Raw genomic sequence first — 12,842 nt, 5'->3', positions numbered from 1 at the left:
ACCCGCCGGCCGCGTACCTTTGCAGACTTACTGCCTCGCTCGTTATGTCCCGCAAAATCACCAAAGCTTCTAAAAACTTACCCGCCGACGCCCTCCAGAACATCCTGATTCAGGACATGGTGGCCGAAGGCAAATGCATGGTTCGCCTCGACAACCTCGTCATCTTCGTGTCGCAGGTGGCCCCCGGCGATGTAGTGGACTTGCGCATCATCCGCGCCAAAAAGAACTTCCTCGAAGCTGTGCCCACGGCATTTCATAAATATTCGGAGCTGCGCACCACGCCGTTTTGCCAGCACTTCGGCACCTGCGGCGGCTGCAAGTGGCAGCACCTGGGCTACGATTCGCAGCTGCACTTCAAGCAGCAGCAGGTCATCGACCAGCTCACGCGCATCGGCAAAGTGGCCCTGCCCGAAATTCCGTTCATCCTGTCCTCGCCCCAGCGCACCTACTACCGCAACAAGCTCGAATACACCTTCAGCGACAACGGCTGGCTCACCCAGGAGCAAATCGACGACGATACCCAGACCTTCGACCGCAACGTGTTGGGCTTCCACACCCCCGCCCGCTTCGACAAGATTATCGACGTGCAGCACTGCCACCTCCAGGCCGAGCCCAGCAACGAAATCCGCCTCTTCATCCGCGACTACGGCCGCGAGCACGGCCTCGAGTTCGGCAACATGGTGCGCCAGACCGGCAACCTGCGCAACCTCATCATCCGCACCGCCCAAAGCACCGGCGAAATCATGGTGATTCTGCAGTGCTACCGCCCCCACGACAGCATCGAGCCCCTGCTCGACGCCCTCTATGCCAAGTTCCCCGGCATCACCTCCCTCAACTACGTCCTCAACAGCAAGGGCAACGAAACCTTCCACGACCTCGAAGTGGTGACCTACAAAGGCAAGCCCTACATTGAGGAAGAAATGGAAGGCCTGCGCTTCCGCATCGGCCCCAAGTCCTTCTACCAAACCAATTCCGAAGGCGCCCACCAGCTCTACAAAGTGGCCCGCGACTTCGCCGACCTCAAGGGCGATGAGCTGGTGTACGACCTCTATACGGGGGCCGGCACCATCGCCAGCTTCGTGGCCCACCAGGCCCGCAAAGTCATTGGCGTCGAGTACGTGGAGCAGGCGGTAGCCGACGCCCACGTCAACGCCGAAATCAACCACATCACCAACATGGAGTTCTTCGCCGGCGACATGAAGGACATCCTCACGGCCGAGTTCACCGCCCACCACGGCCGCCCCGACGTCCTCATCACCGACCCGCCCCGCGCCGGCATGCACCCCGACGTAGTCGCTCGCCTCCTGGAGCTGCGCGCTCCCCGCATCGTCTACATCAGCTGCAACCCCGCCACCCAGGCCAGGGACCTAGAGATGCTCGATGCCGCCTACAAAGTCACCCGCGTCCAGCCAGTGGATATGTTTCCGCACACCCACCACGTGGAGAATGTGGTGGCGTTGGAGTTGAAGTAGGTGGAACAGGTAACTTCTGTCATCCTGAGCGCAGCGCAGGACCTTATCACCGCTGAACAGTTTGCAGTAATTTCAAACGGTGCAAACGCGATAAGATCCTTCGCTGCGCTCAGGATGACAGACGATTCAATTTAAGCAGGCTATGCCCTACTACGTGTACATCACCACCAACCCCGCCAAAAAGGTGTTGTACATCGGCATCACCAACAACATTGCTGAGCGCATGGCCCAGCACTACGCCAACCGAGGTTCAGCCGCAACTTTTGCCGGCCGCTACTTCTGCTACAACCTGATTCACATTGAACAATATCCTGACAGCAACGCCGCCATTGCCCGCGAAAAGGAATTGAAAGGCTGGACGCGAGCGAAAAAAGACGCGCTAATTGCCACTACTAATCCCGAGTGGCTTTTTATTCACACCTAAAAGCTTCCCATACGTAATAAGGTCCTTCGCTCCGCTCAGGATGACAGATGCTGAACAACGATTCACTCCCTCATGGACTACTTCAACGACCCCGAACTCAACGGCAAATACCTCGGCACCATCACCAAGGATTTTGTCGTCGTGTGCGACACCCTGCTCGAAGCCTCTTCCCAGATTCGCAAGGGCGACTTCAGCAAATACCCCATTTTCGTGTTTGCCAAGCAGGAAGTTCCCCTCGGCGGCCTCCTAGTCAATGCCGATGAGTTGAATCTGGACTGGCACGTTTTCGCCAGCTACCTCGAACTGTTCGTGCAGCAAGGCATCATCGACGTCGATGGCGTCGAAGCCTTCCAGGCCACCTACAAAGACGCCGACGAGTTCTGTTGCCTCTTCGTGCTCGATAAGGAATTCACGAATTTCGTGTTCGTGCCTTACCCAGAAGATTAAATCGGGCCTAAATAATAACATAAAGAAGGACGTCATGCTGAGCGAAGTCGAAGCATCTCTACCGCTGAAGTATATAATTACTTTCGCAGTAGAGATGCTTCGACTTCGCTCAGCATGACGTCCTAGTTTTGTGCTAAAGCACTACCTGTTCAGTTCCTAATTCCGGCGCTGCACCGGCAAATCCTCCAGCTGCGCGTAGCTCAGCTTCCAGGTATTGTCAGCAGCTTTCTTCCAAAGGAAAATGTAGTTGCCTTCGCCGAAACCAGCGGGCTGGCCGGGGCCGGCGGGCTGCACATCTACCGAGAACGTACCGGCCTCGTAGGCACTGTTGTCGTCGGTGTTGCTGCTGCTCACACTGGTTTTCAGGTTGGCGATGGTCGGAATCGTGGCGCTCACCCACTTCTGACCAACTTCGTCCTTGCCCTTCCAGTGGGCATTGCCCTGCACGAAGGTGATGTCGTCGGCTATCATGCCGGTAATTTTGCCCGAATCCCGGCTGTTCCAGGCGTTAATAAAGTCGCGGTTCAGGTTTTGCACGTTGGCCGTATCAGCAGGCGCTTTCGAGCAGGACGAGGTAAGGGCGGCAGCAGCCACCAGCACACTACAAACAAGGGATTTCATACATCCGGGGAATTGGTGAAAAAATTGTGGTGGGCGCCATCACCCACCGCGGCAAGCATTCTAAAACAATCAACCCCCAGGCACGGGTGCCCAGGGGTTGCAAGGTTAAGCAAAAACGGGGATTACCAGCTTTTCCGACGGTATTCCGACGTGCCGTAGGGATGCGAAGCATCGCCGTACGAAGTATTGGGCAGGTAAGCGGTGTTCGAGGTGGCGGGCATGGTAGCGGGCTGCATGCCGCCAGCCATGGCGTTCGAGGCCATCAGGCTATTAGCGGGCACCAAGGCTGTTTGCGTAGTACGGGTGGTTGTGGTGGTCTGGCGGTTGCGGGCCAGGGCCAACTCGCGGCGGTACTCGGCCTCACGGGCGGCTACGGCGCGTTGCTGGGCCGCAGCGGCGGCACGTTGCTTCTTCTTGTTATCGATGTGCTTGCCGACACCGTAACCAATAGCACCACCGGCCACGCCACCAACTACGCCGCCCACGGCCCGGTTGCGCTTGTTGATGATGGCACCAGCGGCTGCTCCGCCCAAGCCGCCAATAACGGCACCTTTAGCCTGAGGACTCCACTGAGCGCGGGCTTCAGGAGCGTGAAATGAGGTAAGCAGGATAATCAGTGCGAAGAAATAGGGAAGCTTATTCATGGCCGAAGTCATTAGAGAATGAGAAAAGTTACTCGGAACGTAACTAAAGCTTGACAAGGAGCGTGCCAGTTCCGGAAGCGGCCGCCTGCCGGGCTAAACGGTAGCACCCCCAGAAGGTTGAATACCGGCCCAGTTAAGTCGTTAAAAGCTAGTCCACCCCTGCGCCTGCAAGGGCACAGCCTGCCCGGCTTTAGTTACCAGGTTTGTACCATCAGACTTGTCCGTGAGATGGCCGATAATGGTAATGTCGGGGTGGTTTTTGATTTTCTCGTGGTCCGTTACGGGCACCGTGAACAGCAATTCGTAATCCTCCCCGCCGTTGAGGGCGCAGGTAAGAGGGTCGAGGTTGAACTCGGCGGCCGCCTCAAGGGTGGGGTTGGCCAGGGGTAGAAACTCGGTGAATACCCGCGCCCCCGTGCCGCTGGCCGTGCACAGGTGCAGCACTTCCGAAGCCAGCCCGTCCGAAATATCAATCATGCTCGTGGGCTGGATGCCTCGCTCGCGCAGCTCGTGCACAATATCGAGCCGCGCCTCCGGACGCAGCTGGCGCTGCACTACGTACTCATAGTTGGCCAGTTCGGGCTGGGTTTCGGGGTCGGCCATAAAGGCCTGTTTCTCGCGTTCCAGCACCTGCAGGCCCAGGAAAGCGCCGCCCAGGTCGCCCGTCACGCAAAGCAAATCGGTGGGCTGGCCACCGCTGCGGCGCACGGCTTCGCCGGCCGCCACTTCGCCGAGCACCGTGATGCCCAGCGTGAGGCCGCCGCGGCTGGCGGTGGTGTCACCCCCTACCAGGTCCACGTTGTAGGCCTCGCAGGCCAGGCGCATGCCGGCATACAACTCTTCAATGGCCTCGACGGTGAAGCGCGGGCCGGCCGAAAGAGCGACGACCAGTTGCGTGGGCAGCGCGTTCATAGCCGCCACATCCGACACGTTCACGGCCACGGCCTTGTAGCCCAGGTGCCGTAGCGGGCAGAAGGACAGGTCGAAGTGAATGCCTTCTACCAGCAAATCGGTGGTCATCACCACATCCTGGCCAGCCGTGGGGCGAATAATAGCCGCATCGTCGCCAATGCCCAGCACCGTACCCGGCTGGCGCGTGCTGATGCCGGCCTGCAGGCGGCGGATGAGGGCAAATTCGCCAATGGCATTAAGTGGCGTGAGTTTCTCGGACATAAGGATATTGTTATCAGGTATTCGCAAGCAATTGTCCACATCGGGCTTCGCGTTGAGCAGCTGGGTAACCGGCCGGAGCATCCGACAATTGCTGCGCAAAAGTACGCCCACAAAAAAAGGAGGGAATTGCTTCCCTCCTTTTTCAACTCGCTGGTGGCCGCTGCTTATTGCACCACCAGTTCCTTGTAGATTTTGGTCTGGCCGTCGGCACTCAGAATCTGCACGAAGTACATGCCGGGCTTCAGGGCCGAGATGTTCAGCGTGAGTTTCTCCTGGCCTGTGCCTTTGGCTTCAGCGCCAATGGACTGGCCCAGGTTGTTGAGCACGACTACGCGGCCCACTTTGGCATCCTTAATCTCGACCGTGGCGAAACCATGGGCGGGGTTGGGGTACACGCTGATGTTGGCGTCGAACTTAGCCAGTGTACCAAGCGTGGCGTTATAGACGCCGCTAGGACCCGTGTAGTCGAGGTGCTCGCCCAGGCGGTCGTACGACTGGCCAGCGGCGTTGGTAGTTGAAGTGCCGGGAGGAGTTGCATAGCTGTAGGCAACCCATTCATCGGCAATGTTGTAGCCACTCACATACAGGCCGGAAGGAGCCGGGCCGTACACGGTAGCCGTTGTGCTGCGCACCCCTCTCGAAATATTCGGGCGGCGCATCAGCGACATGTTTTCTGAGGCTACGTCCGGAATGAAGGTGGTCGTGCCAAAAGGCGGGTCAAGGGCGTTGGTGCCGTGCCAGTTGCCTTCGGGCGAAGTCGTGCCGTTGCGGTTGGGGGGGTTCTGCCCGATTACGCCAATAATGTCGATAATAACTCCGGTGCCCACACCAGCCGTGCCGCTGGGATAGCGCACCAGTGCCACGGCATCGTTGCCGTTGAAGTAAATCGTGCCGCCACCAAAAAGGACGTTGCCGGCAATGGGCTGCGGCGCATGACCCGCGCTGAACTGGTCGGCCTTGGTGCGAATGGTTGGCAGGGTTGATTCGCCCGAAGCCAGCACGAAGGTCGAGGCCCGGGGCAGGGTGTTGGTTCCGACGGGCTGCTGCGTGGCATTGCTGCGGAACAAACGCTCCTCTTCGGTGAAGTTGGGATTGCCGTTGGAATAACGACGCACCGAGTACGGGTTCAGGTTAACCGTGCTCGTGGTGGGGTTGTAAATCTCAATGGCCCGCTCGCTACCGGTCGAAGGCGACGAAGCCCCACCGTATACCGTACCAGAGGAGTGCGAGCCTTCGTCGTACTCAGAAAAGAAGAGCTCCGTGCCTTGGGCATGAGCAGCACCGGCAACCAAAAGGGCGGCCGAGAACAACAGGTAATGCTTTTTCATAATTGCTGATGGGGAAAGTCGATGCTGTGCAAAGATACATGCTAGTAAGGTTCTGTTGCATGCGGTTGCCACCTCGCTACGCAAACGTTTTCCCGGAGACTGAGGGATTAATTTGAAGGACAACTTTTTTTTGCTAACGAGCGTTAGGAAGCATACCTTTGTTGCCTGATTATGACGCCTTCCACCGCCACCCGCTCTCGCAAAACCCAGATTGACCGCACGGCTACGGCCCTGTTCCGGGCGCGAGGCTATGCGGCTACCAGCATGCGCGAGCTGGCCACGGCGCTGGGCCTGGAGGCCGGCAGTCTATACTCGCACATCAAGTCGAAAGAGGAAATTCTGCACCGCGTGTGCTTTGGGTTGGCCTCGGATTTTTTTGCCAGCTTCGACCAAGCCACGGCCGACGCCTCGGTTCCCGTGGCCACGCAGCTGCGGCAAGCCATTGAAGCCCACGTGCGGGTCCTGACCCGCGACGGTGCCGTTTCGGCCGTCTTTCTGCACGAGTGGCGGCATTTGAGTGAGCCGGCCCGCACCGAGTTTCTGGCTTTGCGCGACCGTTACGAAGCCGGCTTTCGCAATTTGATTGCCCAAGGCGTAGCGTCGGGTGAAATGCATACGCCCGATGCTGCCTTTGCTGCCCTCACCCTTTTAGCCAGCCTGAACTGGCTACCGAGCTGGTACCGTCCCGACGGCAATCTCGGACCCGACGAAATCGCCCACCGCTTAGCCGAACAGCTTCTACAAGGGCTCGAGGGCAAGAAATAAGTAAAGAGAGTTCTCTCCTGTTGCTACTTACGATTTACTTCTCACTTCAACTTTATCATCATGTACGGTTCCGCCAGCACCCACGACCTGCCCAGCACCGCCACCACCGGCCTGGAAAACGAAGACCCCATCCTGCTGGCCGAGTTTGAGGCCCGCATTGCTCGCGGCGAGAAGATTGAGCCCGGCGACTGGATGCCCGCCCTCTACCGCAAGCAGCTCACCCGCATGATTGAGCAGCACGCGCACTCCGAAATCATTGGCTCGCTGCCCGAAGGCACCTGGATTACCCGCGCGCCCGGCTTTCGCCGCAAAATGGCCCAGATGGCTAAAGTGCAGGACGAAGTTGGCCACGCGCAGCTACTGTACTCGGCCGCCGAAACCTTGGGTAAAACCCGCGAGCAGATGCTGGTCGACCTCATCAACGGCAAGAGCAAGTACTCCAACGTCTTCAACTACCCCACCCCTACCTGGGCCGACTCAAACGTGATTTCGTGGCTGATTGACGCCGGCGCCATTGTGAACCAGCTCGCCAACGCCAAGGGCAGCTACGGCCCCTACTGCCGGGCCCTCGACCGGATTTGCGCCGAGGAAGCCTTCCACCTGAAATACGGGCACGATGCCGTAGTGCACATGGCCACGGGTACCCCCATTCAGCGCCAGATGATGCAAGCTGCCCTAAACCGCTGGTGGCCTGCCATCATGACCTTCTTCGGCCCGAGCGATAAGATGTCCGTACACACCGAAATTCTGATGCGCTGGAAGGTGAAGATGGCCAGCAACGACGAGTGCCGCAACCAGTTCCTCGACATGTACGTGCCGAAAATCTGGGAAATTGGCCTCACCCTGCCTGATGCCAACCTGCGCAAAAACGAGGAAACTGGCCAGTGGGAGTTCACCGAGCCCGACTGGGAGGACTTCAAGCGCGTGATTAACGGCGACGGTCCCTGCAACGCCGAGCGCCTGGCCGTGCGCCGCGCCGCGGAGGAAAACGGTGCCTGGGTGCGCCGCGCGCTCAGCGCCAGCAAAACCGAGCGCCAGTACGTGCGCCCGCTGGCTTAATCAATTATTAATGAACAATGAGCAATGAGCAACTCAGGGCCGCAACCCTTGAATTGTTCATTGCTCATTCTTAATTGCTCATAGTGATACACTCCCTCGACCCGCGCATGAACCGCCTGGGCCTGCCGGAAACCGCTCCGGCGGCTGCCAAGGCGGCCCTCGACCAGTTCGAGACCTACGAAGCCTTCCACCAGAAAAAGGAGGGTGCCCCCTTCGTGTACGTGGGTCCGGTACACGCCCCGGAGCCGGACTTGGCGTTTCTGTTTGCCAAGGAGCAGTACAGCCGGCGTTTCGCCTGCACCGGCCTATGGGTAGTGCCGACTTCGGCCATTACTGTAACGGAATATGTGGGCGACACGGAGTCGGCGTATGATACACTGCCGCTCCTGCCCCGCTCGGCTGCGCCCGTACCAGTGGATGAGTCGGTACAGCAAGAAGCTGCTTATGCCGTTGGTGAAGAGGATTACGACATTTTTCATTTGAAAAAGCGCGGCAAGGCTCACCAGCACGTGGGCAAGGTGCGCGCCGCTTCGCCCGCCGAGGCGCTGCAGGCAGCCAAGGCCGTGTTTGGCGAGCAGCGCCCGGTGGCGAATGTGTGGGCCGTGCGCTCGGCCGATGTGCTGTGCTCTGAGGACGACGACCGCGACATTTGGGCCACGACCACCGAGAAGAAATACCGCGACGCCATTGCCTACAAGGTGCAGGACCGCATCGAAAAATTCAAGGCTGAAAACCCGCAAACGTAGTTTATGGATCCCAAACTCGACCTTTTATACCGACTGGCCGACGACCAGCTCATCCTTGGCCACCGCAACTCGGAATGGAATGGCCTCGGGCCGATTCTGGAAGAGGACATTGCTTTCTCGAGCATGGCCCAGGACAAGCTCGGGCACTCGCTGCAACTATACGGCCTGCTGCACGCGCTGGGCGAAGCCGAGCCCGACACCGTAGCCTTCACCCGCAACGCGCCACAGTTCCACAGCTGCCAGCTGGTGGAGCTGCCCATCGGCGAGTACGATTTCAGCCTCACCCGTCACTTCTTGTTCGACCACGCCGAACTGCTCCGCTTCGAAGCGCTGGCCACGAGCAGCTACGAGCCCCTGGCCCAGGTGGCCCGTAAGTTGCGCGGCGAGTTGAAATACCACGCCCTGCACGCCAACACCTGGATAAAGCGCCTCGGCACCGCCACCGATGAAGCCATTGAACGCATGCAGGTGGCGCTGAATTTCACGCTGCCTTATGCGCTGGGCATCTTCGAGAAAACAGAGGCGGAAGATGAAATCATTAGCTCAGGCCTGTTTATCGGTGAAGATGAGCTGCAAAGCCGCTGGCTGACAAGCATCACGAAAGTGCTGGGCCAAACAGCCCTGACCTTGCCCGATTTCACCACGGTTACGCCCGTGCTGGGCGGCCGCCACGGCCAGCATACCGAGCATCTGCAGCCGCTGCTGGACGAGATGGCCGAAGTATTCCGGCTGGACCCCACGGCAGACTGGTAAACCATCCCTGAAAATGACCAGCACCTTAACCAAAGCCCAAATTCTCGACTGGCTCCAAGCCGTGAAAGACCCCGAGATTCCCACGATTTCGCTGGTTGATTTGGGCGTAGTGCGCGGCGTGGACATTAACGAGGCCAGCGGCGCAGTGTCGGTGCACCTCACTCCCACGTTCGCTGGCTGCCCGGCCATGGACTACATGAAGCGCGACGTGGAGCGCACCTTGCGTGAGCACGGCATCGAGCAGGTGCACGTCGATATCAGCCTGCGCGAGGCGTGGTCGTCGGACATGATTTCGGACGCTGGGCGCGAAGCGCTGCGGCAGCACAAGCTGTCGCCGCCACCGGTGCTGGGCAACGTGGTGTTCGACCTCGATTTTTTGGAATATGCCGAGTGCCCCAACTGCCACGGGCACAATACCGAGCTGCGCACGCCGTTTGGGGCTACATTGTGCCGGGCTGTGCACTACTGCTACGACTGCCGCCAATTGTTCGAGCAGTTTAAGCCCGTGTAGCTTTGCCGGCCACGCTTTCACTTTTTCGCTTTATGCCTGCTACTTCGTTTGCTTCTTCGCTGAAATCGGCCGGTCTGGGCCTCGTGCTGCTGCTGGGCATGGCTGCTTCCTGCAAGCGCGACAATACCAAAAACGTCACCGTTAGCCCTGCTTCTGCGGCCGCGGCCAAAACGCAGCTCGCTATTCTGCGCGACTCGGTTGATGTGAAATGGCGCAACATGGTGGAAAGCGACGACCAGAAGCTGGCCCTCACCCGCCTGCTGCTGCGCGAGCTGCACGGCCAGCCTGGCCGCGCCGAGCCCCAGCTTAAAGCGTTGGAAGCTGCCAATGCCCGCCTCAAAGCCCGGCGCTACGACCAGGCCACCATGAGTAATTCCGCCCTGATTGACCAGTACGACACGGCCCAGGACTCGCTGCTTAATGCGCTTTATCCCGTAGCCGCTCCCGATGGCGGTGCACCTACCGAAAACGCCCGCAACTTTGTTGAGGGCATTCAGCAGCTCGACGCGGGCGTAGTCGGGTTTCGGGTTATTTACGACGACGCGGCCAAACGCTACAACAACTACCTACAGCTGCACCAGACCGAGTTGCAGTCGCTGGGCGGCAAGTACGCCGAGATGAAGCCACTGCCCCTGTTCACGATTGGCGCGAAGTAGCCAGCAAATATTTATTTGCCAGAGCGGATAGAAAATCAGACCTGGGATTATCTTTAAGTCGCAGCCAATCAGGCTTTCACTTAACCGCTTCGCCTTATGCTCACTGCTACTTTTTTTCGCCGGCTGTTGCCGGCAGTGCTGCTCACCAGCCTGGCACTGGCATCCTGCGAACATTCCAAAGACCACGACCCGCGCCCGCGTGGCAAGTGCGGTAACAATAATCCGACCACCACAACCTCTACATCGGGCAGCCATTCATAGCAGCCACACGATTCACAAAAAAGCCCCCGACTTAATAGAGTCGGGGGCTTTTTTGTTTACTGAATCAATTGCTACCTACAACGCCTCCATTTCGGCGCGCACGAAGTCGGCGAGGGTGCGGAGGTACTCGGTGCTGAAATCGAAACGGATGCCGGCGGCAGCATAAATCTGACCAATGGGCGCAGTGTACCCCAGCGCCAGCGCGCGCTTGTAGGCAGCCAGGCCCTCGGCCGGGTTCTGGCGGTAGTTGCGCCACACGGCAATGGCTCCGAGCTGCGCCATGGCGTACTCGATGTAGTAAAACGGCACTTCGTAGAGGTGCAGTTGCTTTTGCCACAAATAGGGCTTGAAGCTTTCTAGCCCGCGCCAGTCCACGGTGCGCTGGTTGAACTCGTCGAAAATCTGCACCCAGCGCTGGTGGCGCGTTTCGTGGGTGTGCAGCGGGTTTTCGTAAATCCAGTGCTGAAACTTATCGATGGTGGCCACCCACGGGAAGGTCTCGAGTACACTTTCGAGGTGGGTTTTCTTGGCCCGGCGCAGGTCATCGGGGTTCGGAAAAAACACGTCCCACTGGTCCATGCTCATCAGCTCCATGCTCATCGAGGCCAACTCGGCCACTTCGGACGGCGGGTGCTTGTCGGCACCCAGCGGCAGGCCGCGCGTGAGGAAGCTGTGCACGGCGTGGCCACCCTCGTGCAGCATCGTTACCACGTCGCGCAGCGAGCTGGTGGCGTTCATAAAAATGAACGGCACGCCCGTCTCGTCCAATGGGTAGTTGTAGCCACCGGGCGCTTTGCCTTTCCGGCTTTCGAGGTCGAGGTGGCCCATGTGGCGCATGGTGCGCAGGCAGTCGCCGAGATAAGGGTCGAGGTTCTGGAAAACAGCAATGGTCTTTTCCAGCAACTCTTCGCCAGTACCAAAGGGCTTGAGCGGGGGCTGGCCGCTGGGGTCCACGTCGAGGTCCCAGGGCCGCAGCGCGGGCTGGTTCAGGTCCTGGCGGCGCTCCAGGTCGAAGTCGTCAATCAGCGGCACCACTGTTTCACGAATGGCGGCGTGGAAGTCGAAGCAGTCCTGCGGCGTGTAGTCGAACCGCCCCAGGGCTGCAAACATATAGTCGCGGAAGTTCGCGAAGCCCGCGTTTAGCGCCACCTGGGTACGCAAGCCGATGAGCTCGCTGAACAGGGCGTCGAGCGGCTCGGCATCCTGCAGACGGCGAGCCTGAATGGCGCGCCAAGCGGCTTCGCGCACGGCGCGGTCGGGGCTTTTGAGGCGGTCGGCAGCCTGGGGCAAGGTCATCTCTTCGCCGTCGATGGTCACGTTCATAGCGCCCACGGTAGCGGCGTACTGCTGCTGCTTGGTGCTGATGTCGGTTTTCAGCGGAATATTCTCGGCTCGGTAAATTTCCGAAGCCCGGCGCACCGAGCGCAGGAACACCCCGTACCGGCGCTCGTCGAGGTCGGCCAGGGCCGGCACGGCCAGCATTTTCTCGTTTAGGGCGTGGTCGTAGGGTGCCACCTGCGGCTCCACTTCGTTCACGAAGTATTGGAAGGACTCGGCGCGGGTAGCGTCCTGCGTATCGCAGGTCATGCGGATGTAGCGCCAGGCCAGGTCCTCGCTCAGCACCGATTCCAGTTCGGAACGGTCGAGCAGCCAGCGCTCCAACTCGGTGGCCGTCTGCACCGGGCGGGCCTGTAGTTCCTGAAAAAACGGTTCGATGGCGGTCCAATCGGTTACCACAAAATCCTCGGGCAGGTAGTGACGTTGCGGGCGGCTGGTATCGGTAGCCGACTCGGCGGTAGGTTCAGCGAGATTCATCATGATACAATAGTACGCTAAGCGCGACCGGTAGTGTGGGCAGTCATTTACGAGGGAACCCAATTAAGGAGACAATAAATTTAGCAGGACTGCCGGTATTTGTGTGAATAAAAACAGAACGTCTTGCTGGACTTGTCGAAGCATCTTCACTGCTGAGTCGCAATCGC

15 protein-coding genes are annotated in these 12,842 nt (G+C 59.2%); 10 read left to right on the top strand and 5 right to left on the bottom strand.

Annotated elements, in window-relative coordinates:
- Nucleotides 1–44: 44 nt before the first annotated feature.
- The 3 genes from rlmD to ABD837_RS21985 all read left to right on the top strand — a co-directional run bounded on the left by rlmD (nt 45) and on the right by ABD837_RS21985 (nt 2,343).
- Nucleotides 45–1,472, top strand: a complete 1,428-nt coding sequence (gene rlmD, locus ABD837_RS21995; RefSeq protein ID WP_345058910.1) for a 23S rRNA (uracil(1939)-C(5))-methyltransferase RlmD — start codon at nt 45–47, stop codon at nt 1,470–1,472.
- A 142-nt stretch (nt 1,473–1,614) separates the two neighbouring features.
- Complete coding sequence (locus tag ABD837_RS21990) at nt 1,615–1,896, top strand: GIY-YIG nuclease family protein (RefSeq protein WP_345058908.1); 282 nt, start codon at nt 1,615–1,617, stop codon at nt 1,894–1,896.
- 72 nt (nt 1,897–1,968) lie between these two features.
- Nucleotides 1,969–2,343 carry a hypothetical protein gene (locus ABD837_RS21985; protein ID WP_345058906.1) on the top strand — a complete coding sequence of 125 codons (375 nt, stop codon included), beginning with the start codon at nt 1,969–1,971 and terminating at the stop codon, nt 2,341–2,343.
- Nucleotides 2,344–2,499: 156 nt separating this feature from the next.
- Here the strand turns inward: ABD837_RS21985 and ABD837_RS21980 are convergent, their stop codons facing one another.
- From ABD837_RS21980 to ABD837_RS21965, 4 genes are all read right to left on the bottom strand, one after another.
- A complete protein-coding gene (locus tag ABD837_RS21980) occupies nt 2,500–2,964 on the bottom strand; it encodes a YybH family protein (RefSeq protein WP_345058903.1) in 465 nt (154 codons plus the stop codon).
- Nucleotides 2,965–3,086: 122 nt separating this feature from the next.
- Nucleotides 3,087–3,608, bottom strand: coding sequence for a glycine zipper domain-containing protein (locus ABD837_RS21975; RefSeq protein ID WP_345058902.1), 522 nt, complete (start codon nt 3,606–3,608; stop codon nt 3,087–3,089).
- A gap of 141 nt (nt 3,609–3,749) precedes the next feature.
- Nucleotides 3,750–4,781 carry a thiamine-phosphate kinase gene (gene thiL, locus ABD837_RS21970; RefSeq protein ID WP_345058901.1) on the bottom strand — a complete coding sequence of 344 codons (1,032 nt, stop codon included), beginning with the start codon at nt 4,779–4,781 and terminating at the stop codon, nt 3,750–3,752.
- Between the two features lie 164 nt (nt 4,782–4,945).
- Nucleotides 4,946–6,109: a T9SS type A sorting domain-containing protein gene (locus ABD837_RS21965; protein WP_345058899.1), complete on the bottom strand. Its 1,164-nt coding sequence runs from the start codon at nt 6,107–6,109 to the stop codon at nt 4,946–4,948.
- A 171-nt stretch (nt 6,110–6,280) separates the two neighbouring features.
- Here ABD837_RS21965 and ABD837_RS21960 point away from each other — a divergent pair, with 171 nt between their 5' ends.
- The 7 genes from ABD837_RS21960 (at nt 6,281) to ABD837_RS21930 (ending at nt 10,860) form a co-directional block, all read left to right on the top strand.
- Nucleotides 6,281–6,874, top strand: a complete 594-nt coding sequence (locus ABD837_RS21960; protein WP_345058898.1) for a TetR/AcrR family transcriptional regulator — start codon at nt 6,281–6,283, stop codon at nt 6,872–6,874.
- Nucleotides 6,875–6,934: 60 nt separating this feature from the next.
- Complete coding sequence (gene paaA, locus ABD837_RS21955; RefSeq protein WP_345058896.1) at nt 6,935–7,933, top strand: 1,2-phenylacetyl-CoA epoxidase subunit PaaA; 999 nt, start codon at nt 6,935–6,937, stop codon at nt 7,931–7,933.
- A gap of 83 nt (nt 7,934–8,016) precedes the next feature.
- Entirely contained in the window at nt 8,017–8,679 is a 663-nt protein-coding gene (locus ABD837_RS21950) for a phenylacetic acid degradation b (RefSeq protein WP_345058894.1), read from the top strand.
- A 3-nt stretch (nt 8,680–8,682) separates the two neighbouring features.
- Nucleotides 8,683–9,432, top strand: a complete 750-nt coding sequence (gene paaC / locus ABD837_RS21945; protein ID WP_345058892.1) for a 1,2-phenylacetyl-CoA epoxidase subunit PaaC — start codon at nt 8,683–8,685, stop codon at nt 9,430–9,432.
- 13 nt (nt 9,433–9,445) lie between these two features.
- Nucleotides 9,446–9,943 carry a 1,2-phenylacetyl-CoA epoxidase subunit PaaD gene (gene paaD, locus ABD837_RS21940; protein ID WP_345058890.1) on the top strand — a complete coding sequence of 166 codons (498 nt, stop codon included), beginning with the start codon at nt 9,446–9,448 and terminating at the stop codon, nt 9,941–9,943.
- 32 nt (nt 9,944–9,975) lie between these two features.
- Entirely contained in the window at nt 9,976–10,599 is a 624-nt protein-coding gene (locus ABD837_RS21935) for a hypothetical protein (protein WP_345058888.1), read from the top strand.
- Between the two features lie 96 nt (nt 10,600–10,695).
- Nucleotides 10,696–10,860: a hypothetical protein gene (locus ABD837_RS21930; protein WP_345058886.1), complete on the top strand. Its 165-nt coding sequence runs from the start codon at nt 10,696–10,698 to the stop codon at nt 10,858–10,860.
- A gap of 75 nt (nt 10,861–10,935) precedes the next feature.
- On the opposite strand, the gene ABD837_RS21925 is transcribed toward ABD837_RS21930, so the two are convergent.
- On the bottom strand, nt 10,936–12,678 hold the full coding sequence (locus ABD837_RS21925) for a M3 family oligoendopeptidase (protein WP_345058884.1): 1,743 nt from the start codon (nt 12,676–12,678) through the stop codon (nt 10,936–10,938).
- Nucleotides 12,679–12,842 lie beyond the last annotated feature (164 nt).

The organism is Hymenobacter glaciei (genome assembly GCF_039539585.1).
Lineage (GTDB): Bacteria > Bacteroidota > Bacteroidia > Cytophagales > Hymenobacteraceae > Hymenobacter > Hymenobacter glaciei.
The sequence above is the reverse complement of the archived record's forward strand: the minus strand, read 5'-3'. Positions and strand labels throughout refer to the sequence as shown.